23 protein-coding genes are annotated in these 25,885 nt (G+C 67.8%); 13 read left to right on the plus strand and 10 right to left on the minus strand.

What is annotated here, in order from left to right; genetic code table 11:
• Positions 1–206 precede the first annotated feature (206 nt).
• Genes ABZS43_RS06915 through ABZS43_RS06945 form a run of 7 tightly spaced genes read left to right on the plus strand, consistent with a single transcriptional unit; the run spans position 207 to position 13,016 of the window.
• Entirely contained in the window at positions 207–6,626 is a 6,420-nt protein-coding gene (locus ABZS43_RS06915) for a type I polyketide synthase (RefSeq protein ID WP_355034872.1), read from the plus strand.
• Positions 6,623–8,263, plus strand: a complete 1,641-nt coding sequence (locus ABZS43_RS06920) for a fatty acyl-AMP ligase (protein WP_355034873.1) — start codon at positions 6,623–6,625, stop codon at positions 8,261–8,263. The genes ABZS43_RS06915 and ABZS43_RS06920 overlap by 4 nt, the downstream gene beginning before the upstream one ends.
• Positions 8,260–9,195, plus strand: coding sequence for a metallophosphoesterase (locus ABZS43_RS06925; protein WP_355034874.1), 936 nt, complete (start codon positions 8,260–8,262; stop codon positions 9,193–9,195). Before ABZS43_RS06920 ends, ABZS43_RS06925 begins: the two co-directional genes overlap by 4 nt.
• On the plus strand, positions 9,192–9,458 hold the full coding sequence (locus ABZS43_RS06930; protein ID WP_355034875.1) for a hypothetical protein: 267 nt from the start codon (positions 9,192–9,194) through the stop codon (positions 9,456–9,458). The genes ABZS43_RS06925 and ABZS43_RS06930 overlap by 4 nt, the downstream gene beginning before the upstream one ends.
• Positions 9,455–10,816, plus strand: coding sequence for an SAM-dependent methyltransferase (locus ABZS43_RS06935; RefSeq protein ID WP_355034876.1), 1,362 nt, complete (start codon positions 9,455–9,457; stop codon positions 10,814–10,816). The genes ABZS43_RS06930 and ABZS43_RS06935 overlap by 4 nt, the downstream gene beginning before the upstream one ends.
• Positions 10,813–12,351 (plus strand): NAD(P)/FAD-dependent oxidoreductase, encoded by a 1,539-nt coding sequence (locus ABZS43_RS06940; protein ID WP_355034877.1) that lies wholly within the window; start codon positions 10,813–10,815, stop codon positions 12,349–12,351. The genes ABZS43_RS06935 and ABZS43_RS06940 overlap by 4 nt, the downstream gene beginning before the upstream one ends.
• Positions 12,348–13,016: a nuclear transport factor 2 family protein gene (locus ABZS43_RS06945; RefSeq protein ID WP_355034878.1), complete on the plus strand. Its 669-nt coding sequence runs from the start codon at positions 12,348–12,350 to the stop codon at positions 13,014–13,016. Before ABZS43_RS06940 ends, ABZS43_RS06945 begins: the two co-directional genes overlap by 4 nt.
• A 13-nt stretch (positions 13,017–13,029) precedes the next feature.
• Here the strand turns inward: ABZS43_RS06945 and ABZS43_RS06950 are convergent, their stop codons facing one another.
• From ABZS43_RS06950 to ABZS43_RS06970, 5 genes are all read right to left on the minus strand, one after another.
• Complete coding sequence (locus tag ABZS43_RS06950; RefSeq protein WP_355034879.1) at positions 13,030–13,950, minus strand: hypothetical protein; 921 nt, start codon at positions 13,948–13,950, stop codon at positions 13,030–13,032.
• Complete coding sequence (locus ABZS43_RS06955) at positions 13,947–15,236, minus strand: hypothetical protein (protein WP_355034880.1); 1,290 nt, start codon at positions 15,234–15,236, stop codon at positions 13,947–13,949. Before ABZS43_RS06955 ends, ABZS43_RS06950 begins: the two co-directional genes overlap by 4 nt.
• 296 nt (positions 15,237–15,532) lie before the next feature.
• Positions 15,533–16,249 carry an alpha/beta hydrolase gene (locus ABZS43_RS06960; RefSeq protein ID WP_355034978.1) on the minus strand — a complete coding sequence of 239 codons (717 nt, stop codon included), beginning with the start codon at positions 16,247–16,249 and terminating at the stop codon, positions 15,533–15,535.
• Between the two features lie 36 nt (positions 16,250–16,285).
• A complete protein-coding gene (locus ABZS43_RS06965) occupies positions 16,286–16,945 on the minus strand; it encodes a CoA transferase subunit B (RefSeq protein ID WP_355034881.1) in 660 nt (219 codons plus the stop codon).
• Positions 16,942–17,709: a CoA transferase subunit A gene (locus tag ABZS43_RS06970; protein WP_355034882.1), complete on the minus strand. Its 768-nt coding sequence runs from the start codon at positions 17,707–17,709 to the stop codon at positions 16,942–16,944. Before ABZS43_RS06970 ends, ABZS43_RS06965 begins: the two co-directional genes overlap by 4 nt.
• 179 nt (positions 17,710–17,888) lie before the next feature.
• On the opposite strand from ABZS43_RS06970, the gene ABZS43_RS06975 reads away from it, so the two are divergent.
• Positions 17,889–18,674 carry an IclR family transcriptional regulator gene (locus ABZS43_RS06975; RefSeq protein ID WP_355034883.1) on the plus strand — a complete coding sequence of 262 codons (786 nt, stop codon included), beginning with the start codon at positions 17,889–17,891 and terminating at the stop codon, positions 18,672–18,674.
• 153 nt (positions 18,675–18,827) lie between these two features.
• Positions 18,828–19,304, plus strand: coding sequence for a DUF1801 domain-containing protein (locus tag ABZS43_RS06980; protein WP_355034884.1), 477 nt, complete (start codon positions 18,828–18,830; stop codon positions 19,302–19,304).
• A 109-nt stretch (positions 19,305–19,413) separates the two neighbouring features.
• On the opposite strand, the gene ABZS43_RS06985 is transcribed toward ABZS43_RS06980, so the two are convergent.
• A complete protein-coding gene (locus ABZS43_RS06985; protein WP_355034885.1) occupies positions 19,414–20,001 on the minus strand; it encodes a hypothetical protein in 588 nt (195 codons plus the stop codon).
• 281 nt (positions 20,002–20,282) lie between these two features.
• A complete protein-coding gene (locus ABZS43_RS06990) occupies positions 20,283–20,657 on the minus strand; it encodes a DUF2255 family protein (protein ID WP_355034886.1) in 375 nt (124 codons plus the stop codon).
• 359 nt (positions 20,658–21,016) lie between these two features.
• On the opposite strand from ABZS43_RS06990, the gene ABZS43_RS06995 reads away from it, so the two are divergent.
• Both ABZS43_RS06995 and ABZS43_RS07000 read left to right on the plus strand, forming a co-directional pair.
• On the plus strand, positions 21,017–21,190 hold the full coding sequence (locus ABZS43_RS06995; protein ID WP_355034887.1) for a hypothetical protein: 174 nt from the start codon (positions 21,017–21,019) through the stop codon (positions 21,188–21,190).
• Between the two features lie 185 nt (positions 21,191–21,375).
• Positions 21,376–21,774: a PaaI family thioesterase gene (locus tag ABZS43_RS07000; RefSeq protein ID WP_355034888.1), complete on the plus strand. Its 399-nt coding sequence runs from the start codon at positions 21,376–21,378 to the stop codon at positions 21,772–21,774.
• A gap of 25 nt (positions 21,775–21,799) precedes the next feature.
• On the opposite strand, the gene ABZS43_RS07005 is transcribed toward ABZS43_RS07000, so the two are convergent.
• Positions 21,800–22,198 carry a hypothetical protein gene (locus ABZS43_RS07005; protein ID WP_355034889.1) on the minus strand — a complete coding sequence of 133 codons (399 nt, stop codon included), beginning with the start codon at positions 22,196–22,198 and terminating at the stop codon, positions 21,800–21,802.
• A gap of 93 nt (positions 22,199–22,291) precedes the next feature.
• Positions 22,292–23,464: a DUF3089 domain-containing protein gene (locus ABZS43_RS07010; protein ID WP_355034890.1), complete on the minus strand. Its 1,173-nt coding sequence runs from the start codon at positions 23,462–23,464 to the stop codon at positions 22,292–22,294.
• Between the two features lie 167 nt (positions 23,465–23,631).
• On the opposite strand from ABZS43_RS07010, the gene ABZS43_RS07015 reads away from it, so the two are divergent.
• Positions 23,632–24,102, plus strand: coding sequence for a PPOX class F420-dependent oxidoreductase (locus ABZS43_RS07015; protein WP_355034891.1), 471 nt, complete (start codon positions 23,632–23,634; stop codon positions 24,100–24,102).
• A 43-nt stretch (positions 24,103–24,145) separates the two neighbouring features.
• Here the strand turns inward: ABZS43_RS07015 and ABZS43_RS07020 are convergent, their stop codons facing one another.
• The gene (locus tag ABZS43_RS07020) at positions 24,146–24,736 is read right to left on the minus strand and encodes a helix-turn-helix domain-containing protein (protein ID WP_355034892.1); all 591 of its coding nucleotides are present in this window, start codon (positions 24,734–24,736) and stop codon (positions 24,146–24,148) included.
• Positions 24,737–24,831: 95 nt separating this feature from the next.
• Here ABZS43_RS07020 and ABZS43_RS07025 point away from each other — a divergent pair, with 95 nt between their 5' ends.
• Positions 24,832–25,743 carry a TIGR03620 family F420-dependent LLM class oxidoreductase gene (locus tag ABZS43_RS07025; RefSeq protein ID WP_355034893.1) on the plus strand — a complete coding sequence of 304 codons (912 nt, stop codon included), beginning with the start codon at positions 24,832–24,834 and terminating at the stop codon, positions 25,741–25,743.
• Positions 25,744–25,885: the final 142 nt, after the last annotated feature.

Below are 25,885 nucleotides of genomic sequence, written 5' to 3' on the forward strand. Positions count from 1 at the left end.
ATCTGAATGTTGTTGGGATTGTTTATGATTGACGAACCGCAGTCCAACCGATGTGATTCATGTCACACTATATCGACCGGTCTGCGAACATCGGTGTTCGGGTATACGCTGAAACGCGTTCCAAGTCGCCCGGCAGGCAGTGCCGTAGGCGCGCCGCCCGAATTCCGGCCACCGTTCGGCCATTCTGATCTATTTACGGAGCACATATGACGACTGCCGCTTCCCTGCGTGAGCCGATTGCGGTTGTCGGCATGGCATGTCGATTTCCCGGAGGTATCGACTCACCGGAGTCGCTATGGCGCTTCGTGGTCGAAGGGAAACACATCTCGAGTGGATTCCCGGACGATCGGTCGATGACCGAGCTCGCGAATATGGCCTCACCCGAGGTGATCGCCGCGTTCGCGCCGAGAGGCGGTTTCATCGACGACCCGGGTCAATTCGATCCGGAGTTCTTCGGGATCAGCCCGCGTGAGGCGCGAGCGATGGATCCGCAACAGCGAGTGCTGCTCGAGGTCTCGTGGGAAGCGTTGGAGCGCGCGGGAATCGACCCCGCGCTGCTGCGTGGCAGTGACACCGGTGTGTACGCCGGAGCGATGTCGGGGGACTACGCCTACCTCATTCCCGGCCAGAAGGATATCGACCCGGGCTATGTCTCGCTCGGCGTGAGTCAGAGTGTGCTGTCGGGCCGTATCTCGTACCTGCTCGGATTGGAGGGGCCGACATTGAGCGTGGATACCGCCTGCTCGTCCTCGCTGGTCGCCTTCCATCTGGCCGCGCAGGGGCTGCGGCTGGGGGAGTGTTCGCTGGCGCTGGCGGGCGGAGTGTCGATCATGTCGACGTTGACGGGGTTCTACGCGCTCGGCCAGCACGGGGCGATCTCCAAAGAGGGTAAGAGTAAGCCGTATTCCGCCGACGCGGACGGCTTCTGCATGGCGGAGGGGGCCGCGATGCTGGTGCTGGAGCGGCGCTGCGACGCCGAGCGCAACGGTCATCCGATACTCGCGCTGCTGCGCGGCAGTGCGGTGAATCAGGACGGCGCGTCCAAAGGTCTCACCGTGCCGAGTACGCAGGCCCAGCTGAAGCTGATCAGGGCGGCGCTGGCCTCCGCCGAGCTGACCGGCGCTGACGTCGACGTGGTCGAAGGACATGGAACCGGCACGCCCGTTGGCGACCCCATCGAACTCGAGGCCCTGTTCGCCACCTACGGTCAGGACAGGCCCGCGGATCGGCCGGTGCGGATCGGCTCGATAAAATCGAATTTCGGGCATACCCAGGCGGCGGCCGGTGCGGCCGGTGTCATCAAGGTCATCGAGGCGATGCGGCACGGAGTGCTTCCCGCCAGCCTGCATGTGGGGGAGCCGACGCCGAGCGTCGACTGGTCCTCCGGCGCGGTGGAAGTGGCGACCGAGTTGACGCCCTGGCCCGAGCGGGGACGACCGCGTCGGGCGGGCGTCTCCTCGTTCGGCATCGCCGGCACCAACGCGCACGTGGTCATCGAGCAGCCTCCCGCTCCCGCGTCGACGGCGCTCCCGGAGCCGCCCCCGCCGGGCGTTCTCGCCTGGCCGGTATCGGGAAGAACGCCGGAAGCGTTGGCGGAGCAGGCATCTCGGTTGTCGGCGCAGGTGCGGGCGCACCCCGAGTACGGCATAGGGGATGTGGCGCGTGCCCTGGCCACCACCCGCGCCGCCTTCGAACACCGCGCGGTGGTGCTCGGCGAAAGTCGCGACGAACTGCTGGCCGGGTTGGCGAATGTCGCCGAGGGCAGCCCGGTGGGCGCGGTCCGAGGCCACGCGGACAATGCGCACCGGGTGGTATTCGTCTTTCCCGGCCAAGGCGCGCAGTGGACGGGAATGGCGGTGCGGTTGATCGCCGAATCCCCGGTGTTCGCCGCGCAGATCGACGCCTGTGAACAGGCTTTCGCGGAATTCGTCGATTGGTCGCTGCGTGATGTGCTGCACGGTGCGGCGGGCGCGCCCGGTCTGGATCGCGTCGATGTCGTGCAGCCCGCGTTGTTCGCGGTGATGGTGTCGACGGCCGCGCTGTGGCGGTCGATGGGTATCGAACCCGACGCCGTGCTCGGACATTCGCAGGGCGAGATCGCGGCGGCGTATGTGGCTGGTGCGCTGACGCTGTCCGACGCCGCGCGCATCGTCACGTTGCGAAGTCTCGCGCTGCGCGCCATCGCGGGGCGGGGCGCGATGGCGTCGATCGCGCTGTCCGCCGAGGATGTCACGCGGCTGCTGGCGACGACGGAGGGAATCGCCATCGCCGCCGTCAACGGTCCTGCCACCACCGTCGTCTCCGGTGACGAGGCCGCGGTGCTCGCGTTCGCCGCGCGCTGCGAAGCGGAAGGTATTCGCGCCAAACATATTCCGGTGGACTATGCCTCGCACTCGGCGCATGTCGAGGCCATCGCGGCCGATATCGCGAGCGCCCTCGCCCCGGTGACGGCACACCCGACCGATATCGCGTTCTACTCGGCGCACACGGGGGATCTGCTGGAACCCACCGCGCTCGGCCCCGACTATTGGTACCGCAATCTCCGCGACATGGTCCGCTTCGACGACGCGTTCCAGGCGGCCTACCAGTCCGGCCACAGCGCGTTCCTCGAGATGAGCCCGCATCCCGTGCTCACCGCCGCCATGCACGAATCCTTGGAATACGTCGGCGCTTTCACCGACTACTGCGTGATCACCGGCTCGGTGCGGCGGGACGACGGCGGCCTGCGCCGATTCCTCACCTCGGTCGCCGAAGCGTACGTCGGTGGCGTCGGGGTCGACTGGTCGGCGCTGGCGCCGACCGCGCTCGCGACACGGGTGGACCTGCCGACCTACGCGTTCCAGCGGCAGAAGTTCTGGCTCACCGGCGGCGGTGGAAGCGGTGGGGGCAAGCCGAGCAGCCTCGGACTCACCGAGGCGGGGCATCCGCTGCTGGGCGCGATGGCCGAACTGCCCAGCGCGGACAGATATCAGTTCACCACCAGGCTCTCCCTCGCCACCCACGGCTGGATCGGCGATCACGCGCTGTTCGGCACGGTGCTCGTCCCCGGCGCGATGATGCTGGAACTGGCGTTGCACGTCGGTGAGCGGCTCGGTTGCGAGCGGGTCGACAGGCTCACCATGTATTCGCCGATCACCCTGCCGGAGCAGGGCGCGGTCCACGTACAGGTGGTCGTCGGGGATCGCGTCGCACCCGGACGCCGGTCGATCGCCGTCTACTCCCGCCCCGAGGTCGACGATGCCGCGCCGGGCGAAACCCTGTGGAGTCTGCACGCCGACGGCACGCTGGGGCAGGCGGATCAGCAGGACGACGTCGAAGCGCACAGCATGGAGGTGTGGCCGCCCATCGGCGCGGAACTCGCCATTGACCCGGAGGCCGCCTACGAGGGCCTGGCCGCCCTCGGCTACCAGTACGGCCCGGTCTTCCAGGGCATGCGGGCGGTCTGGCGGCGCGGCGATGAGGTGTTCGCGGAGGTCGCGCTGCCGGACTCGGTCACCGATGCCGCCGAATTCGGCCTGCACCCCGCACTACTCGACGCGGCCATGCAGACGGGTGCGGCGCTGACCGCGCTCGCCCCGACCGACGGCAGCATCCGTTTGCCGTTCGCCTGGGAGGGCGTGCGGCTGCACGCGATCGGCGCCGCCGCGCTGCGCGTGCGGCTGACGCCCGCGGGGACCGACCGGATGCGCTGGCTGCTCGCCGACGCCAACGGCAAGGCGGTCGCCACCGGCACCCTCCAGGTGCGGTCGGTGACGGTGGGCGCACTGGCCGAACGCGGCCTCGCCAACCAGCGCGAGTCGCTGTTCGGCGTGGAATGGCTGCCGGTTCCGGCGCCGAGGGCCCGGTTCACCGCGCCATCGGGGGCATGGGCGGTGGTGGGTTCGAGCGAGGGGCTCGACGCCGATCTCATCGCCGCGGGGATCGGCGAATACGCCTCCGTGCCCGCGGTGATCGATGCGGTCGACGCCGGAGCCGATATCCCGGCCGTGCTCGTGCTGTCCCGCGTGGCAGACGCGGCGGACCCGGATGCCGACCTGCCGGACGCGGTGGCCGACCAGTTGGCCCGGACACTGACACAGATCCAATCCTGGTTGGCCGAAGAACGTTTCGCGTCGACGCGGGTGCTGGTCCTCACCCGCGGCACCCAGGCGCTGCGCGACGGCGACGACATATCCGACCTCGCGGGCGCCGCGGTGTGGGGTCTGCTGCGCAGCGCGCAGTCGGAGAACCAGGGCCGCCTCGTCCAGCTCGACCTGGACGCCGCCGACGTCACCCTGGACACCTTGTCGGCGGCCCTGCAGACCGATGAACCCGAGATAGTGCTGCGCGACGGTGAATTCCACGGCCGCCGCATCCGTCCCGCGGTGGACGCCGCCGCCAAGAGCGCCGAGCTGTTCCGAAAGAACTGGCGGCTCGACATCCCGTCGTCCGGCAATGTCGAGGACGCGCGCTTGGTCGAGAACACCGAGGGGCCCGCGGAACTCGGCGTCACCGAGGTGTCGGTGCGACTGCGGGCGGGCGGGCTGACCTACCGGGATGCGGTCGCGGGTCTGGCGATCCCGACCGGGCTGTCCGGGGCCTCGCCTGTCGACGGCGCGGGCATCGTGCTCGCGGTCGGGGCCGAGGTCACCGAATTCAGCCCCGGTGACCGGGTTTTCGGATTCTTCCCGGCGATCGCCGCGACCGCGGTGACCGATCACCTGCTGCTCGCGCGCATTCCCGACGCCATGTCCTTCCAGCAGGCCGCGACCGTGCCGGTGGCCTTCACCACCGCATTGCACGCGCTACGCGACCACGCGGCGCTCTCGGCAGGCGACACCGTTGTGATCCACGCCGCCACCGGCGGGGTCGGCTCGGCCGCCGTCACGCTCGCGCGCCGGATGGGCTTGCGCGTCTTCGCGACGGCGAGCCGGTCGAAGTGGGAAACACTGCGGCACAACGGCTTCACCGACGAATGGATCGCGGATTCGCGTTCGGCCGCATTCGTCGAACGCGTCGCCGCGGCCACCGAAGGGCGCGGGGCGGACGCGGTGCTGAACGCCCTGCCCGACGAGTTCACCGAGGCCTCGTTGCGGACCCTGGCGGACGGAGGCCGATTCGTCGAGATCGGGCGATCGGCGGTGCACGACCCCGCGGAGGTGACGCGCGAGCATCCGGGCGCGGTCTACTCCACCTTCGAACTCGCGGGCATGGAGCCGGCGCGACTCGGCGCGCTGTTGCGCGAGGTCGCGGATCTGCTGCGCGCAGGCGATATCGCCGCACTCGCGTCGACCACCTTCGATGTTCGCCGAGCCGCCGCCGCGCTGCGGCATCTGGCCGAAGCCAGGCAGGTGGGCAAGGTGGTGCTCACCTGGCCCGCGCCCTTCGACCCGGCCGCCACGGTGCTGATCACCGGCGGCACCGGCACGATCGGTGCTCTGATCGCCAGGCACCTGGTCGTCGAATACGGCGCCAGACATCTGTTGCTCGCGGGCCGTCGCGGTTCCGCCTCGCCGAACGCCGTGGAACTGGCGGCCGAACTGGCCGACCTCGGCGCGGAAGTCGGCTTCGCCGCCTGTGACGTCGGTGACCGTGCCGCGGTGCGGCGATTGATCGATGACGTGCCGGGGGAGCGGCCGATAGGGGCCGTCGTGCATATCGCCGCCAGTCTCGCGGATTCGACCTTCGCGGGTCTGACCCGCGACCACCTCGACGAAGTCCTGCACGCGAAGGCGGCGGGAGCCTGGCATCTGCACGAGCTGACCAGCGGACTGGATTTGTCGATGTTCGTGCTGTTCTCCTCCGCCGCAGGCACTTTCGGTGCACCGGGACAGGCCAATTACGCGGCCGCGAACGTCTTCCTCGACGCGCTCGCCCAGTACCGGACCCATCGTGGCCTGCCCGCGACAGCCATGGCTTGGGGCTGGTGGGCGCAGGACACCGCGAATACCGGACAGCTCGACGAGAAGGACCGGGCCCGGCTGAGCCGGATGGGCATCACGCCGATCCCGACCGAGGAGGCGCTCGCGCTGTTCGACAGCGCACTCGGCTGGGGCAGGGCCTACGCGGTACCCGTCGGACTCGACGTATCACTGTTGCGCGCGGCGGCATCGGTGGCCGAGCTGCCGCCGCTGTTCCGCGCCCTGCTGCATGCGAGGGCCAAGGCGAGCACCCCGATGGGGGATCCCGCACAGCTGGCCAAACGGCTCGCCGGGTTGAGTCCTGAACAGCAGCACGCGATCGTCGTCGAAATGGTGAAGGTGCCGATCGCGATGGTGCTCGGCTACTCCTCACCCGATGCCGTGCAACCGGATCGGGAGTTCACCGAGATGGGCATCGACTCGCTCAGTTCCATCGAGCTCGGCAGTCACCTGCGCTCGCTCACCGGCGTGAAACTCGCCAACTCGGTGATCTTCCAGTACCCGACGGCCGCCCTGCTCGCCCGGCACATCCTCGATCAGGTGACCCCGGAGGACGCCGAACTGGCCGGCCCGATCCTCGCCGAGGTCGACATGCTGCTCGACCGTCTCGCCGCCATGCACAGAGACAGGGAGATGCCCGAGGACGTGCTCGCTCGACTCTGCGGGTCGATCGAGCGACTCGGCCCCGGTCGCGTGCGCGTCACCGATCCCGCGGAGATGGCATGAGCCAGTTCACCGAGGACGTCTTCGTCCGTGTGCCCGCCGGGTCCAAGGGCCTGGTGACCGGCGCACCGCAAGCCCCCGTCCGCCACAGCTGGGCGCAGATCCATGCCACCGGGCGGCGGATGGCGGGAGCGCTCGCCGAATTCGGTGTCGGCGCGGGGAGTCCGGTCGCCATCCTCGCCGGTCGGCCCGATGATGTCGCGCCGCTCATCCAGGCGGTGTGGATGCGCCGCGGCTCGGTCACCATGCTGCATCAGCCGACCCCGAGGGCTGATCTCACCGTGTGGCTGGAGGACGCGCGCGCTGTTCTCACCGTGCTCGGCGCCGAGCTGGTCGTGGTCGGGGCTCCCTTCGAGGCGGCCGTCGAAGGCTTGCGCGCCGGCGGTGTCGGCGTCGTCGAGGTGGCGGCATTGCGGTCGGGGACCGCCGTCGAACCGCTGCCCGCCGACGAGGACGATGTCGCGTTGTTGCAGTTGACCTCCGGCTCGACGGGAACGCCGAAGGCCGTGGTGATCACCCACGGCAACCTCGATCGGAATTGGCGCTCCATCACGGCCACCGCTGAATTCGCCGACGACGACGTGATGATCAGCTGGCTGCCCTTCTCCCACGATTTCGGCATGATCGGGCTGCTGATGGGACCGATGCAGACCGGGTTGGACGCGGTGATCGTCACGCCCGCGGACTTTCTCGCCGATCCGCTGATCTGGGCGGAGCTGATCACCCGATATCGCGGCACCATCACCGCGGCACCGAATTTCGCCTACGCCCTGTGGGCGCGCAGTCTGAACGAAGCGCCGGATGGCGCCTATGACCTGTCGAGTCTGCGTATCGCGGTCAACGGAGCCGAACCCATCGATATGGCGACCATCGCGGCGATACAGCAGGCCGGCGCCCGGTTCGGCCTCGCCGAGTCCGCGCTGACCGCCGCCTACGGCATGGCCGAAACCACCTTGGGGATATCGCTTTCCGCTCTGGGCGAGGTACTGACCGTCGATTCCGTCGACGCGGACGAACTGGAGGAACAGGGCTACGCGCGGGCCGTGCGGGGCGAGGGCGCGAGGCAGTTCGCCGTCCTCGGTCGACCGTTGACCGGGCTCGGACTTCGCGTCGTCGACGGTCGGGGCGATCGGTTGCCGCCGAGGATGGTCGGCGAATTCCAGGTGCGCGGCGCTGCCGTCACCCGTACCTACCTGACCGAGCACGGCGCGCACGCGGCGGTCGACGCCGGTGGCTGGTTGTCGACAGGGGATCTCGGATACCTCACCGACACCGGCGAAATCGTGGTGTGCGGGCGCGTCAAGGACGTCATCATCGTCGGCGGACGCAATATCTTTCCGACCGATATCGAGCGCGCGGCCGGTCGAGTCGCGGGTGTGCGCCGTGGCAATGCCGTGGCGGTGAGCATTCGCCAGGCCGACCACCGCGAACAGTTCGCTGTCGTCGTCGAATCGCGCGAGCACGCCGATACCGAAGCGGCGGAACGGATTCGCAATGACGTGGCGCGGACGGTCTACGACGAGATCGGCGTCGGACCGAAATTCGTCGCGGTGACCGAGCCGGGCTCCCTGCCCAAGACGCCATCGGGCAAACTACGCCGGTCCGCGACGCTGGCCCTGCTCGCGCGAGCGGACGCATGACCGCCGCCGTCCTCGCCGTCAGTGATCTGCACATCGCCCATCGCGGCAATCGTCAAGTCATCGAGCGCATTCGACCGCAACACCCGGGCGATTGGCTGATCGTCGCGGGTGATGTCGCCGAGAAGATCGACGATATCCGGTGGGCGCTGACGCTGTTGCGGTCGCGATTCGACACCGTCGTCTGGGTACCGGGAAATCACGAACTGTGGACGACGGCACTCGATCCCGCACCCCTGCGCGGGGTCGGACGTTACGAACATCTCGTCGAAATGTGTCGTGATATCGGCGTCGTCACACCCGAAGACTCGTATCCGGTCTGGCGGGGCGCGGGCGGGCCGGTGCGGTTGGTTCCCATGATGCTGCTCTACGACTACACATTCCTGCCCGCGGGCGCGCCGGACAAGGCGGCCGGATTGCGTATCGCGCGGCAGCGCGACGTCATCGCCGTGGACGAGCACCTACTGGTCAGCGATCCGTACTCCAGCGTCGACGACTGGTGCCGGGCGCGTGTCGCCCACACGAAGGCCCGGCTGGACTCTCTCGACCCCGCGGTGCCGCTGGTGCTGATCAATCATTTTCCGCTGGTGCGCGAACCGACGCTGCTGATGGCTCCCCCGGAGTTCGGCATGTGGTGCGGCACCGAACTGACCGCCGACTGGCATCGCGCCTACAACGTGCTGTGCGCGGTCTACGGGCATCTGCACCTGCCGCGCACCGACTGCTACGACGGCGTCCGATTCGAGGAGGTGTCGGTCGGCTACCCGCGCGAGTGGCAGCGCCGCGGCCTGCCCGACCCGCTGCTGCGCCGCATCCTGCCCGCGCCGCGCGGTTCACACCACGCACTCGACTCGTGGGGACGTCGCCTCGCCGGTCGCGCGCTGCGCCTGGCCGACGGATTTCGGACAACTCAGCACGGAAAGGCGAATCGATGACCACCGCGGCCGGATCACGCGCGGAACTCGAGCGGGAATTGGGCGGACCGTTGCCCGCGCTGTACCTGCTGCCCGAGGCTCAGTGCGCCGAGCTACTGGAGTTGTTGCTGGCGGCGCCCACTCGGGAGCGGGTCGTGATGGACGCCGCCATCGATGCCAGGCTCGCCACACTGCCGCGCGGCACCAGGGCCGCCGCGTCCGTGCTCGCCTACGGCTGGAAACGAACCTTCCAGCGCCGCTTCTCGCGAAAGGCGCGGCGATGACCGAGCGGGTCGTGCGGGAAGAAATCGACAAACTGGCCGAGTTGCTGCATGTACCCGCCGAGCGCGTCCAGCACCTCGCGCACCTCGGCTACGACAATCTGCTCGCCCTGCGTCAGCGCGTCACCACCTCGCTGGCCGACAAGTACGACGAGGAGCATCGGCGATTGCGGCTGTACCGCCGATCCGTTCCGCTGCGCGTCGCGGTGCCGCTCGCGGCGAAAATCCTGCCGCCCAGACTGATCGGGCGCGCGGCGGCCAGCGCACTGGACGACTCGGAGATGGAGCGGGCGCTGCGCGTGCTTTCCGGTATGGATCCGGGCCTGGTCGCCGACGCCGCTCCGTACATCGACCCGAGGGTCATCGCCCGGTTCGCCCATCTCGCGCCGCCCGCGCTCGTGCACGGGTTGATGATGGAACTGTTGCGGCGCAATGATTTCAGCACCGCCGATCTGTTCGCCGACTACCTGGACGAATCGGCGCTCGGCGCGGGGCGAGCCGTGAACGAACCGTTGATCACGAACGTGTCCGACACCGCCCGGTGGGTGGCCGCCTACCGGGCCATCGAATCGGCGCGCCCGGACGCGCTGTTCGTCGACCCGCTCGCCGCGCGGCTGGCCGGCGAGCGCGGGCGCGCGATCGCCGAGGGTCCGGTGGCCCCGCGCGGCGGACGCAGCGGTTGGCCACAGGTGGTGCGCACCAAGCTCATCGATGATCTGATCGTCGACTCGCTGGCTCATGGCTGCGATCGGGTCGTCAACCTGGCCGCCGGACTGGACACCCGTCCCTACCGGATGGATCTGCCCGCCGAACTGCTGTGGCACGAGGCCGACCTGCCCGCGCTCCTCGCCGAGAAGGACGAGCTGCTCGCCGACGAGAAACCGTGCTGCGGACTCGTCCGTACTCCGGTCGACGTGACCGACACCGTCGCGCTCACCGCGTTCCTCGACGCGGCCACCGAGGGGGCGCACCGGACGCTTGTCATCACCGAGGGGCTGCTGCCCTATCTCACGCCGACCCAGGTCAGCGCCCTGTGCGGCGCGCTGCGCAGGCCGGAGATCCGATGGTGGCTGCTCGATCTCTATTCGCCGATGATGCGCCAGGCCGTGAACCTGAGCATGGGCAGGCACCTCGGCAGCGCCCGATGGCATTTCGCGCCCGCGGATGGCGTGCGCTTTTTCACCGGGTGGACCGCCGTCGACACGCAGTCGCTGTTCGAAGCGGCCGCGCGCTGGAACCGTTCACCCAAACCGCTTCGGCTGCACGCCCATCTGCCCGGCCTCGGTACACCGACCAAGCCGGGACAACTCAGCCTGTGGTCCGGCGCCGTCCGGCTGCAACAGGATCGATTCGAAGGATGACGATGCGGGAAGTCGACTACGAAGTGGTGGTCATCGGTGCCGGATTCGGTGGCATCGGAGCGGGAATCAAGCTCGCGGACAGTGGAATTCACGACTTCGTCATTCTGGAACGCGCCGCCGACGTCGGGGGAACGTGGCGCGACAACGTCTATCCCGGGGTGGGGGTCGACGTTCCGTCGTGGAACTATTGCTTCTCGTTCGAACCCAACCAGAACTGGGAGAACTGGTTCGCGAAGGGGCACGAACTCAAGGCATACGCCGATCACTGCGTCGACAAGTACGCACTACGTTCGCATCTGCGCCTCGATACCACGGTCGAGAAGGCATCCTTCGACGAGGAGCACCATCGGTGGCGGGTCGACACCGACCGCCTCGGTGCCATCACCGCCCGCTATGTGATCTTCGCCTACGGCGGCCTGACCGAGCCCAAACGACCGGATATCGCCGGTCTCGACGAATTCGACGGCACGGCGATGCACAGCGCCCGCTGGGATCCCGACCACGACCTGACCGGAAAGCGGGTGGCGGTGATCGGGACCGGATCCTCTGCGGCGCAACTCATTCCAGCGGTCGCCGAACAGGCCGCGCATGTGCGGGTCTTCCAGCGCACCCCGATCTGGGCGGTGCCCGCGCTGGACTTCCGGATACCGCGTGCCATCAGGTGGCTGCTGCGTCGAGTGCCGAGGACCAATATCGTCTTCCGCATCGCCGCCGTGCTGATGATCGAGGGCTTCTTCTACTTCGGTATCCGCTTCAAGCTGCCCGCCATGGTGACCATGGTGGAGTGGATGGGTCTTGCCCTGATGCGTCTGCAGGTGAAAGATCCGGAACTGCGTGCGGCACTGACACCGAACTATCGATTCGGCTGCAAGTTCCCGACCTTCTCCAACCGCTACTACAAGACCTTCGCCAGGGATAACGTCGAACTGGTCACCGCGGGTATCGAGCGGATCACCCCGACGGGCGTGCGTACCGCCGACGGCGCACACCACGAGATCGATACCCTGATCCTTGCCACCGGCTTCCACATCTACGACCGGGTGCCACCGTTTCCCGTCTTCGGCGCGGACGGCGCCGAGTTGGGTGACCATTTCGACGTCAACCGGTGGGCGGCCTACGAAGGCGTCACCATCCCCGGCTGGCCGAACAGTTTCTGGATCCTGGGCCCGTACTCGGTGACGGGCTCGTACTTCCTGATGGTGGAGAACTCCGCGACGCACGCGATCCGCTGTATCGAAGAAGCCGAGCGCAGGGGGGCCACCAGGATCGACATCGAACGGGAACCGCACGACCGTTTCTTCGACGAGATGGTGACGCGGCAGTCGACGTCGATCTTCTACGCCTCCAACTGCGCCAACGCGCACAGCTTCTACTTCGACAAATTCGGCGACGTGCCGCTGATCCGGCCGTCCACCGGCGCCGAAGCCTGGTGGCGGGCACGCAGTTTCCCATTGGACCACTACGCGTTCACGAAGAAGCAGGCGGTGGTGGCGGATCGAGACAACACGACCGACCAGGAGGCGGCCCAGTCATGACAGCGCGGGACCAGCGGGATCAGCCGACCATCGTCGCGGGCATGACCAACGAGCAGCTGATCGATGCGCTGCCGGAACTGGTCGACGCGGCGACCGAGCGTGCGCCGGACCTGGCGGCGACGTTGCGGCAGTGGTCACGGGAGTGGCTGCGCGCCTGGAACACCCACGACCTCGACGCGGTGCTCGCACTGGTGACCGACGATATCGTGTGCGAGGATCCGTCGTTGTGCGGAGAGCGGGTGGCCGGGAAACCAGCGTTCCGCGACTACGTCGAGATGACCTGGCGGGCCTTTCCCGATATCCACTTCGAACTCGCCTCGACCCCGTATCTCTCACTACTCGGCACGGGAATGGCGGCGCCGTGGCGTGCTCGCGGAACCTTCACCGGTGATATGGGCGGTGGGCCTTCCCCGGTGGGTATCGCCGCCACCGGTCGTCGGTTCGACACCACAGGTGTCGATCTCTACGAATTGCGCGACGGGCTGCTCTGCACGTGGGTCAGCGTCGCCGATCTCACCGAACTCGCCCGGCAACTCGGCATGATGCCGGGCGCACGCAGCCCGCTCTTTCGACTCGCCATCCGCGTGCAGCGCCTCGGTGCGCCGCTGCTGCGCGGGGTGCACCGGTACCGGCAGCGCAGGGCGCAGCGGTCCGCGTGCGGCTGATATCGCCGCGAGGTCAGGTGGCGAGGCGGTCGTCGGACATCAGAGAGGTGATCGACAGATCGCGGTGCGCGATCCCGGCATCGCTCTCGTGAATGGGGCGGAGCGCGTCGAGGATGCCAACGCACGTCAGATGGTCCGCGGGATGCAGCCCGTCCGCGCCATGGAACTGCACGGTGGTGGATCCTTTCGCGGTGTCGGTGGCCGTGACGATCCGGTAGCGCAGGGGCGCGCCGTCGCCGGTGCGCGCGATCCAGGTCGATCGGTAGCTCAGCCGGGGGCCGAAATCGCGGTTCACGATCACCTTCTCCACGATTCCCGCGTCGGTGGTGAGCACTTGGACCGACACCGCGGGGGTCGCGTCCGTTTCCGCCGCACCGGCGAAGACGGCCTCGTCCAGCACACGAAGCCCGGCTTCGTAAAACCCGGCGACCGCCGAAACGGCCGACCTCGCCGCCTCGATATCCTCGATCCCGATGCCTGTGTCGCCCAGCGTTTTCCAGGGATACACCCCGGCATCGGGCAGGTCGAGTTCCTCCTCGAGTTCGACGCGGCGGATATCGCGGGTGACTTCGGACAGGGAGCGCACGAGGCGGGTCGCGAGCGCGGTCTGGAAGGCGCTTGTCGCGTGGAAGGTCGAATTTCCCGCGCGGCACGCGTCGCGGATGTCGGCGATCGGAACCTGGCCGTCGAGCGGTATCGCCGACACCACGTCGTGCCCCTCGCGGAGCAGCGCCAGCACATCTTTCGTCGCGTCCCCGGTGATCTCGGCGAGGGTCGGCGCGTAGACCACGCAGTCGGTCCCCTCCGGTACGGGCTGCGCGGTGGTGATCCGTCCGGTCAGGCGGAGGTCGTGACCTTCGTCGATCCTGGCGGCGAGTCGGTCCGCGATGGGGCCCGTGCCGAGAATCGCGACGGATATGGGCCTCGGACTCATGCGTTCTCCAGACGGTAGCGCGGCTTCAGATCGGGCATCACGACACCGGGCGGCGCCGCGCACAATTGCGGCACCGCGCTGAGCATCGCCCTGACCGAGATATCCGTGACGGCCGACCAATCCGCGCTGTAGGCCTCGTCGTCCATCTCGTTGCGCATCTCGATGCGGCCCGGACTGCCGTCGAGGGTGATCACATGTCCGCCCGACAGGCTGCGCGGATGATCGGGTCCGAGGTGCGCGTTGCCCGACCCGACGTGCCAGCACTCCTCATTGGTCATGAAGAGGCGGTCACCGATATAGCCGCGATAGGTCATGTGGATGGCGCCGACGCTGCCGGGTTCGATCACCGTGCCGCCCGCGCGCACCGTGACACGCGCGGGCACGGGATAGATATGCCGCTCGACGCGCACGGCCTCGGACCCGACGCCGTACAGCGCGTGCGCGACATTGCCGAGCACGTCGTTGAAGTAGAAATGCTGCATCAGGCCGATCGCGTGGTCGGAGTCGACGGCGCTGAGCGGCGTGCCGAATCCCAGACTCGCCAACCCGCCCCACATACCGTCGGGAGCCGCGGACAGATCGCCCACCTCGAGGAAACGCACCTCGGTGACCTCGTCGAGCAGCCCGGCCAGGCGCAGCAGCAGTTGTTCGACCATCAGACCGGGATGCAGACCCGTTCCGTGCAACGAGACCCCGCCCGATAGGCAGGCCGCCTGGAGCCGGCTTCCCAAAGGGCGGCGGGGAACAGCGCGATCGACGACGAGACCCGCCAGCCGTTCCAGCCCGGGGCGAAGTGGCCGCGCCGCCGCCGAATCCAGTACGTTCATGCCGAATCGCAGCGTCTCGAGCGCCGGGCGCAGTCGCGACCCGAACGCGTCGCCGGTGACCTTCATATCCGCCACCGTGCGCAGTACCGAAAGCGGTGTCTGCGAGGCTGACAGCCAATTCGTCATCGACGGGTTGTGGTAGGAGGCGGCCGACACCACATTCTTGCCCGATTCGAGCAGATCCAGGACGTCCGCGTCGGCGCCCTGCACCAGCGACGGCGTGGTCGGCGTGTGGACGACGCAGTCGGCGTCGAGGGCGAGAATCGCCTCCTTGGAGGTCGTCGCCGCGATGCCGACCGGCGGCAGGCCGACGAGTTCGCCGATATCCCTGCCGTTCTTGTGCGGACTGAAGACCTTGACGCCGACCACCTCGAAATCGGGTGATTCGAGCGCGGCCCGCAGAGCGCGCCCACCCATGTCGCCTGGGCCCCAGATGACGAGCCGATACGGACGTGCCACAACCGCCTCCTTGCCGTTGGCGATATGTCTAACACATCGGTAAAAGTTATGCACCATTCTTGTGGAAAGAGTGGCTACCAGAATGTCTGGTTGGCGAGCTGCGTTGTAGACCAGTGGCTTTCGTGATTCTCAGGCTGATCGATAGTTGGAAGCTATCGGCAGTTCGCTCGGCCTGTGTACCGAGTGGCAGGCGCTGGGATCACATTCGTCGCATGCTGACGGCGGCTACTCGCCGACCTCCGATATCCGCCGGCGAAGCCGTGATCCGCACCCGCCGTAGAGCCGGAAACCGGTGGTCAGCCCCGGTCGGTGTGGGCGTCGTGGTCGAAGATGAAGTCGTGGATGAGCCCGGCGAGTTCGAGCGGGCGGTCGCCTTGCACGGAATGTCCCGCGCCGTCGACGATTTCGATCCGTGCCAGAGGTTGGCGGCGGAGTAGTTCCGCGGTGTCGGCATCGTCGACGACTGGTGACCGCGCGCCGCGAACCAGCATCGGTGGCGTTCGCAGCGCGGAGACGTCGTTCCACAGCGGACTGAAATCGAGTGAGCCGTCGGCGGTCGGGCGGAGCCGGTCGTAACGCCAGGCCCAGCGGCCGTTGTGTTGTTCGCGTGCGTTGTGCAGGATTCCACGTCGCAGCGAGGCGACCGATCGGCCGGGATTGTGTGCGACGGTACGGTCGAGGATCTCGTCGAAGGACGTGAAATCGTCGGGGCCGTTGACGAATGCGGTGATGGCGGCTGTTTTGCCCGGGTGGTCGCCGGTGCCGGGGGTCACATCGACGATGACGAGGCGGCGGACCAGATCGGGGCGCTCGGCGGCCAGTCGGAGTGCGGTGAGTCCGCCCGTGCAGCAGTACCAGTTCCGGTTCGCCGTCGCCCCAGCGTAGGGCGCTGATATTCCGCCCGTCGCCGATCTCGGCGGCGAGCCGTCGCACCTGCGGCGTACCGGACCAGGGCAGTCCGGCTTCGGCCGCGTTCTCGGCCAGTAGTCCGAATTCGTCGTATTCCGACATATCCGACAGTATGCGCACGGCTGAACTACCGGGCTCGATCAGCTCACGATACTGTCGACGACCAGTGGCGCGCCCGTGGCTGCCTCGACCTGTTCGGTGGTGACGCCGGGGGCGAGTTCGCGCAGGATCAGGGTTCCGTCGCCGGGGATATCGATCACGGCGAGATCGGTGATGATCCGGTCGACGACACGGCGGCCCGTGAGCGGCAATGTGCACGTGTCGACGATTTTGGGATTGCCTTCCCGGTCGGTGTGCTCCATGAGCACGATGACCCGTCCCGCACCGTGAACCAGGTCCATGGCGCCGCCCATGCCCTTGACCATTTTGCCGGGCACCATCCAGTTGGCGAGGTCGCCGTAGCGTGATACCTGCATCCCGCCGAGGACAGCGGTATTGATGTGGCCGCCGCGGATCATGCCGAACGACAGCGCCGAATCGAAGAACGCGGCGCCGGGTAGGACGGTGACGGTTTCCTTGCCCGCGTTGATGAGATCGGCGTCGACCGCGTCGGGTGGCGGGTACGGTCCGGTGCCGAGGATGCCGTTCTCGGAGTGCAGGGTGACCTTGACGTCGGCGCTCAGGTAGCCGGGAATCAGTGTCGGCAAACCGATTCCGAGGTTGACATACTCGCCGTCCGTGAGTTCGGCGGCGGCGCGGGCGGCCATCTGGTCGCGGGTCCATCCGGTGCGTGTGGTCATCGGGCCGAGCCCTCCTCGACGGTGACGGTGCGCTTCTCGATCTGTTTGTCCTGCGGGCCGGTGTGCACGATGCGCTGCACGAACACCCCCGGCAGGTGCACCTGCGCCGGGTCGAGGGCGCCCGCGGGCACCAATTGTTCGACCTGGGCGATGGTGACGCGGCCCGCCATGGCGGCGAGCGGATTGAAATTGAGCGCGGACTTCTCGAATATCAGGTTGCCCGCTGTATCGCCGACGGCGGCGTGCACGAGGGCGTAATCGGCGGTGATGCCCAGCTCGAGTACGTAACTGGTGTCGCCGAAGGTGCGCGTCTCCTTCGGTGGGGAGGCGACCGCGATGGTGCCGTCGGCGGCGTATCGCCAGGGCAGTCCGCCGTCGGCGACCGGGGTGCCCACTCCGGCCGGGGTGTAGAACGCCGGAATGCCCGCGCCCCCGGCGCGCAGCCGTTCTGCCAAGGTGCCCTGCGGCGTGAGCTCTACTTCGAGTTCTCCGCTCAGATATTGGCGGGCGAATTCCTTGTTCTCACCGACATAGGAGGCGACCACGCGCCGAATCCGCCCCGCCGAAAGCAGTATGCCGAGACCGTGGTCGTCGACGCCGCAATTGTTGGAGAATATCTCGAGATTGCTCACGCCGGACTCGGCGAGCGCTCGGATCAGTTCGTCGGGGATGCCGCACAGTCCGAAACCGCCGACTGCGATAGAGGTGTCGTTGCCGATATCCGCTACGGCAGCGGCGGGGGTCGTGAAGACCGTGGTGCCCATGTCGTTCCTTCCGGTCGATCTCGGTGCCGTTCATTCAGTGGGCATCCTGATCGGGATCTGTCGCTACTCAACCGTCTGATCGGCGGCATTTCAAGCCGGATATGGGCGGTAAGGCCACATTGTTCGCGCCGTGGACGGGTGAAGGTCAAGCGTTCACTGAGTGGACGTATCCTGTGTGAGTGGACGACCAGCAGAAGCCGCAGGTAATCCGGCGGGCGACCGCGCTGTTACGCGCGCTGGCCGCGGCGGAGCCGAAGGGCGCGTCGACGTCGGAACTGGCGAGCGCGACCGGATTGGCCCGCCCGACCGTACACCGGCTGCTGACGACCCTGGCCGACGAAGGCCTGGCCGACCGCGATCATCGTTCCGGCAGGTGGTCGATCGGTCCAGAGTTGTATCTGCTCGGATCGTTGTCCGCGAGTCGCTACGACATTGTCGATATCGCGCGGCCGGTACTGCGCGATCTTGCCCGCACCACGGGCGAGAGCACCTTTCTCTCGGTCCGCCGCGGCGACGAAACCGTATGCGTGGCAGCCGAAGAGGGTAGTTTTCCCTTGCGATCGCATGTCCTGCACGTCGGCATCCGGCTGCCGCTCGGCGTGGCATCGGCCGGACTCGTCATCCTCGCCCATCTGCCGCCCCATGACGTCGCGGACTATCTCGACCGGGTGCAGCTGACCGAGGCATGGGGTTCTCCGCATGCTCGCGACGAGGTGACCGAGCGTCTGGAGCGGACGAGGGAGACCGGCTACTCGCTCAATCCCGGCCTGCTGGTCGAGGGGAGTTGGGGTATGGGCGCGGCGGTTTTCGACCACCGTGACGAACCCGCGTGGGCGTTGAGTATCACCGGGGTCGAGAGTCGCTTCGGCGTCGACCGCCGCGCCCACCTGGGCGAACTGCTGTTGCTGGAAGCGCACCGACTCACCCGCGCGCTACGTCTACGTCACTCCGGCCGACCGGAGTGACGCGCTGCGGCGCCCGGGGGATCGGCATCGCGAGTCCCGCGGCGACGGCAAACAGCGGATGACGATTGATCAGTTTTGAAGAAGCCGTCGGCCGCCTCGGCTCCATAGCATGAGAATCGTCCCCGAACGAGACCAGCAGGGAGGAACTCGGCAATGACCGAAGCGCGGAAGACCACCAGGGCGAGCACCGCCGAGAAGAAATCGTCCGTGGGATTCACGGACGAGGAAAAAGCCGCGATGAAGGAGCACGCGCAAGAGCTGAAAACGGCCGCGCGCCGAGGCGCACGCGGTGCCAAGGCGAACGGAGAGGCCGACGTGGTGGCGAAAATCGCCGAGATGTCGGAATCGGACCGCGCGATGGCCGAACGTCTCCACGCCGTCGTCAAAGCCAACGCGCCGGAACTCGCACCGAAACTCTGGTACGGCATGCCCGCGTACGCGAAGGACGGCAAGGTCGTCTGCTTCTTCCAGAGCGCGGCGAAGTTCAACGCGAGGTACGCGACATTCGGGTTCAACGACATCGCGAGCCTTGATGACGGCACCATGTGGCCGACCGCGTTCGCCCTGACGCAGTTGACCGCCGCCGACGAGGCGAGGATCGGCGAGCTGGTGAAGAAAGCGGTCAGCTGAGGACGGTGCACGCGCCGACTTCCTTGGCCGAGTCCCGCCGGTGATGTCGAGCAGGCGGCACCGGCACCGGCACCGGGACATCGCCCCGGCGCCGATGCCGCGAATCGGCTCAGTGCGTGCCGACGGCGCCTTCGGCGGGCAGGTCGTGCCTATCGGCTCGCACCAGGGCGAGAACCACCGGGCAGATGATCGCGAGGAGCACTGCCGCCCAGACGAAGAGGTGCACATACCCGGACACCTCGACCTCCAGCGGCCCACCGGAAGGGTCGCGTTCGGTGAACCCGGACTTCGCGGCCACGTAGATCGTGGTGAACAGTGCGGGCAGCACATGAGCCCAGTAGGAGCCGTCGACCTCGATCCTGGCGAGCAGCAGCAGACCCGCCGCGGCGATCAGCGGACCGACCGCCATCGGAATATTCGGGCCGACCCGGATGCTCAGCTGGGTCGAGATCCCGGCCGCGATGGTGATCGCCACGGTCAGCGGCACCGAAGCGAGCCCGGAGACGAACGGGCTCATCCCCAGCAGGATCTGCAGGTAGAACGTCAGGTACAGGGTGCCGCCGATCAGAACAGCTCCGACCATCATCGACCCGAGTAGTCCGGGAGCGCGATTGCGGTTCCATGGAATATAGAGCGGCAGAAGGGGATTGGACGAACGCTTCGCCACCGCCACGAAGGCGGCGAGCACGACCAGCACGGTGCCCGGAATATCGTATCCGGTGTCGCCGTGTGCCGAAGTCAGTCACCCTACGTCTGTTTTCCGCTAATTCGTAAGTTGACCCGGGCCGATTCGTCGGCATACTCACAACCGTGCCCTCGGAACTTGCGATCGCGACGTGGGTGTGAGCAAACGGGCGATATACCCGCCCGCGCGACCGGGCCGCCTGAAGCCGGCGACCACGGCGCATCCGCATCGAGATGGCCGGTGCCACTGCGAGTTACGGTCCGAGCGTGACGCGCTTTCGCGTCGCTCGTCGGCTACCTCGGAACTACCAGCATGGTGGTTTCGGCGGCGTGCGGACTGTTGATCGAATCGACGATCGAGGCGTCGTAACGGCGGTATTTGTCGCGGTAGGCGGCGTCGACGCGGTCGTTGACCGCGGCGTCGGCGTCGATGAACACGACATCGGTATCGACACCGGATGCGTGCAGGTGACCTTCGCGACGGCCGCGGGTGGCTCGGTACCAGGCGGCGGATGGTCCGTTGACGGATCGGATATAGACGTCGTCACCGTCGCGCACCGCCCAGATGATCCGCGGCGTGTTCAATGTTCCGTCGGTGCGGCGGGAGGATATCTCGATCTCGTCGACTCGCGCGATCGTGTCGAGTTGATCGTTCGTCCATGCGGCCATGACATTCTCCTTCGGTTCATCGGCGTCGGTGTGCTCGGGTGCAGCCCGTGCATCGTATTTGCCGAAAGTTCACCAGTGCTGATCTTCACCGCTGGAGATGCGGTGAGTCGGATTCGGGAAGGGGATCCGATCGCCGCGCGGTACGGGTGATCCGCGCCGAATCGGCGATCGGGGCATACCTCACCGCTCGTCCTGGCGGGTAATAGTGTGGGATACAAGGAGTTTCGCTGGCCGGTCGGCGAGAGGGGCGCCCGGCCCGATCGATTGCCCCTTGCCTCGTCCATGGCATCGGCGCATGATGTCAGGCGGGTCAACACTGGCTCGCCAGTCGCCGTACCGCTCAGCCGAGGAACGTCATCATGGTCACCAAAGCAGCACAAGCGTTTGCCGTCACCGCCATCGCGGTATCCATCGGGACACTCGCGGCTCCGGCCGCGTCGGCCGCCCCCGCACCATCCACCCCGGTGGCCGGTTCGGTAGCGTTGTGCCTCAATATCCCGTTGCCGCCGTTCAGTATCAGCGTCTGCCTCTGACGCGACGCATCCGTCGCGGCGATCGTGCCGCTGCCTGTCCGTGAACGCGTCCGGATCGCACGCCCCGAGGTCTTCGTGGATCCGTGCGCCGGGTCTCTTCGACCGCCTCGCGAACCGGGACGACCGCCGGTGGCGCAGCAGGCGCTCGACCCCGTTCGCGTGGTGTCGAGTGCGATGATGACGCGATGCAGCTGAACGATGAAGTTCTTTACGCGGTAGCGCCTTTCGCCGAAACGCTCGGCGTCAGGATCGAGGAGGCGACGGCCGAATCGGTACGGGTACGGCTGCCGCATCGGGAGCAGTTGGGCACCATGGGCGGCGGAATGCACGGGGGTGCGCTGATGAGTCTGTGCGATGTGGCGGCGGCGCTGTGCGCGGCCGTGCATGTCACGCCGGGGCAGGTCACCACCACCGCGGAATCCTCGACCTATTTCCTGGCTCCGCTGCGGGGCGATTCGGCCACCGCCGAGGCCCGCCCGGTCCGGGTCGGCCGTGCGCTGATCTGCGTGGAGGTCGACGTCTACGACGCGAAGGGCCGTCACTGCGTTCGCACCACCCAGATGCTCGCCGTCACGCAGGCCTGATCCGGCGCGACGAACAGCCGGTTTCTCAGATGATTTCCACGTACAGGGTGTAGGTGGCGTTACCGCGCGTCGGCGCGACGGTCACCCGGTACAAACCGTCGGACGGCAGGACGATCTCGGTCCAGGCGTCCTCGACGACCAGCGCGGCACCTTCGGGACTCGCGATGCTGAAATTCGCGTTCCCCTCGACCGAGGTCAGGGTGGTATTGAGCACCTGTCCGCGGCGCGCCTCGAAGAAGTAGCTGTCGGCGTCACCGCGCACCACCGCTCCGTCGATAACGGCGTCGCTGGTGCCCGGCGCGAACTCGACCCGGGTGCATACGCCTGCCTCAGCGGCGCCCGCGAAGGCGACGGCGACGGTCGTCGCCACGGTGGCGAGCGCGACGGCCGACGCCGCGCGGAGGGAACGGATGCTGGAAGCCATGGTCGGTGTCCTGTCGTGCGGGGGATGTGGAATGTCGCCGAGTGTTGCCGCCGCGACTTGTCGTTACCTGAAAGCGCGGTTAACGCGCGGGAATCAGGGATGTGCCGCACGGTAGGCGCTGCTCTGCGCCGCCACGATCCGCACCAGGTCGCCGAGTGCGATCTCGACGTCGGCCAGATGCAGGCCCCAGCTCGCGTCGGGGACGGCGGGCAGGTCAGGACTGCCGGGGCCGGGAGCTGCCATCAGTACTGTCGCGTCGTTCTCGCGCACACACCGCACCAGATAGGTTTCGGCGGGGATCAGCCACGGAGTCGGCGCGAGAGCCGCGGACGGCCCGGCACGCAGCGCGATCTCGATGCCGAGCGGGCTGGGAACGGGACTCGCGCGCAGAATGGTCGCCGCGCCGCGGGATTCGTTGCGGTCCAGCGAGGTCGGGTTGGTGCACGCGACCTCGAAATCCGGTCCGTACGGCCGGGGCGCGGCTTCCGGCGTCGCGGGGGCGCGGCCGAATCTGCTGTCCGGCGGCGGCGTTTCGTCGAAGGTCTGCCAAGCGAGCACGCACTGTGTCTGCTGCTCGCTACGGCACAGGGGTAGATGCTGGAAATCGCCGCCGACATCGCTGTTCTTCGCCACCACCGTATTGCCGCCGAGCAGGATCGCGGACAGGATCTGATCCCGCGTCGCCTGCCTCGGGTCGATCTCCTCACGGATCAGCTGCCGCAGCATGCGCGCGCCTTGCGAATGGCCGATCAGCACCACCGGCCGCGCGCTGTCGTGTTCGGCGACGAACTGCTGCCAGGCCCGCCGCACGTCCTCGTACGCGATGCGCGACAGTTCGGCGCGCTGCTCGGGGGTGTAGTCGCGTTCTTCCGCCAGTGCGCCCAGGGTCCGCTGCCGATACACGGGTGCGTAGATCCGGCACACCTGGGAGAAGCGCGCCGCCTGCTGTTGGGCGACGATCCGCAGTTCGGGTGTCACGGTGGTGTCGGCATTGGGTGTCTGCTGGAGCGACACCGTGGGATAGATGTAGAAACAGTCCACGCCGGGATCGGCGGGCGCGGCCGGTTCTTCCCGGATATCCGGCTGTCCCGCCCGCCGCACGGTTGTCGCCGTACTCGCGTCACACGGGTCGTCGATCATCTCGGGTCGGCACAACCAGACGACGCCGTCGTCGGGAGCGGCGACCGCGCTCACCGACACCCAGGGCAACAACCCGACGCCGCACACCACGGCCGCGACCGCACGCCAACACCGACTACCGCGCATCGCCCTCCGCCTCCGCCGATTCCGTGCCCCGTGGTCGATCGCCTCGTGCGTCACCGCACCGGCGTCGGGAGCCTTGGTCGCGTCATCCTAGCGTTCGGCAGCCGGTGAATTCGGGATCTATTGCCTTCGGAATCCACGACGAACCTTCCCGTGCCAGTATCGGAGATATGCCACGTATCGCCACCGCCGACACCGTCGAACGATCCGAGCTGCTCGACTTCCTGCGCCCGAGACATCGTGCCGTGCTGGTCACCACCCGTGCCGACGGACGGCCCCAGCTCTCTCCGGTCACCTGCGGTATCGATTCCGATGGATGCCTGGTCGTCGCCACATATCCCACCCGGGCGAAGGCACGCAATGCCCGCCGTGATCCGCGGGTCTCGCTCTGTGTTCTGTCCGACGACTGGGACGACGCGTACGTGCAGGTCGACGGACGGGCCGAGGTGCTGGACATGCCGGAGGCGCTCGACGGTCTCGTCGAGTACTTCCGCTGCATTTCCGGGGAGCATCCCGACTGGGCCGAATACCGGCAAGCCATGGTCCGGCAGGACAAATCGCTGATCCGCGTGCATATCGAACGCTGGGGTCCGGTCGCGACGGGCGGATTCCCGCCCGAGCGGTCCGGCGAAGATCAGTAGACGAATTCCGCTCCGCCGCCTTCGCGCGCGCGTCGGCGTGCGCTCATCGCGACCGCGTTGTCTCGCCGAGCCCTTCGAACAGCAGTGCCAGCAGTCGCCGTCGGTCCTCGGGCCCGGTGCGGCGCATCTGCTCGCCCGCCCACGCGACTCCGGCGACCAATCCCAGGAACTCATCGGGTCCGAGGTCGGCGCGCACCCGTCCCGCGTCGCGGGCGCGGTCGAGCAGGTCGGCTCCCGCGGCGCGCATACGTTCGCAGGAGGTGTGCAGTGCGGACGCGGGATCGTGCAGGGTGGCGGTGAGTGCCCCGATGAGGCCACGGTAGACCGTGGTGGTGTCGATGAATCGCAAGGTCCATTCGGTCAGCGCTGACCCGGGATCGGGGTCTGGCCTCAGGTCCGACGCGGCGTCGGCGAGCGCGTCGAATCGGTCGCGCAGCAGGGTCTCGAGCAGCGCCTCCCGCGTCGGAAAATGCCGGTAGAGGGTGCCGACGCCGACGCCTGCTCGTGCGGCGATCTCCTCGAGCGGCGCGTCGATGCCGCGTTCGATGAATGCCGTGCGCGCCTCGCCGAGCAACTGTTCGCGATTGCGTTTTGCGTCGGCCCGCAGCGGGCGCGCGGCGGGCGGGTGATCCATCTTCCTCCTCGGCTTCACAAAACGGAGTATCCCTCCGTATCGTAGAGTCACCGAAGCGGAGGAACCCTCCGCTTGATGACCGTGAAGGACCGAACATGACATCTGCTGTCGCCGACCGCGCCGAACTGCGCACGCGCCTCGGCTCTTTCGGGGTGTGGATCGCCCCGGCAACGCTGCTGTCCACCCCGATCGGCGAGCAACGGGCGCAGGTGCGCCGGATCGAAGATCTCGGCTACGGCTCGTTCTGGACGGGGGAGGCCCCTGTGGTCTCGCCGATTCGCGGCCGGGAGATCTTCACGCAACTGGCGGTCGTGCTCGCGGCCACCGACCGGCTGGTGACGGGGGCGGGCATCGCGAATATCACCCTGCGCGAACCCGCCGCGACGCACGGCGCGGCGGCGACTCTCGCCGAGGCGTATCCCGGACGTCTGGTACTCGGATTGGGCGGGCAGACCGGAGACAGACCGTTGGCCATGGTGCGCGACTACCTCGACCGGATGGACGACGCGGCGCGGACGCTGCTGCCCGATATCCGTTATTCGCGGGTGCTCGCGGCACTCGGGCCGAAGACGATGGGGCTCGCCGCCACACGTGCCGATGGTGCGCACCCGTTCAGTCAGCCGGTCGCTCACACCGTGCTCGCCAGGCAGACCCTCGGCCCCGACCCGCTGCTGATCCCGCACCAGTTCCTGCTCGCCGATATGCCGGTCGAACAGGCTCGGGAAGTGCTGCGCATGATGGTCGCCGCAGATACACGCGGTGAATCGAGTCCCTACACCGCGAATTTCCGGCGACTCGGCTACACCGACGACGATCTCGCCGGCAGGCGAAGCGACCGCCTCATCGACGCGATACTGGCCGCTGGTGATCCGGACGCGGTGGCCGAACGGCTGCGCGAACATCGGGCGGCGGGCGCGGATCACGTGCTGCTGCACCCGCTCGCGCCGGATTTGTCGACCGCGGTCGATCAGCTCGAAAAGCTGGCGCCCCGATTGGGTGTGGTCTGAAGCGACATGCCGCGACGGATCACCTTGGTCGGACTGAGTAGGGTCGAGGCGGTCGACCGCAATCGCCGCACGGTCGCGGCGAGCGCCTGTGGGCGGGGGCGAGCGGGTGATTGGGCTCACGATTTCGCCTACACCGTCGATT

The organism is Nocardia sp. NPDC005366, from assembly GCF_040606855.1.
In the GTDB taxonomy this organism is placed as follows: domain Bacteria; phylum Actinomycetota; class Actinomycetes; order Mycobacteriales; family Mycobacteriaceae; genus Nocardia.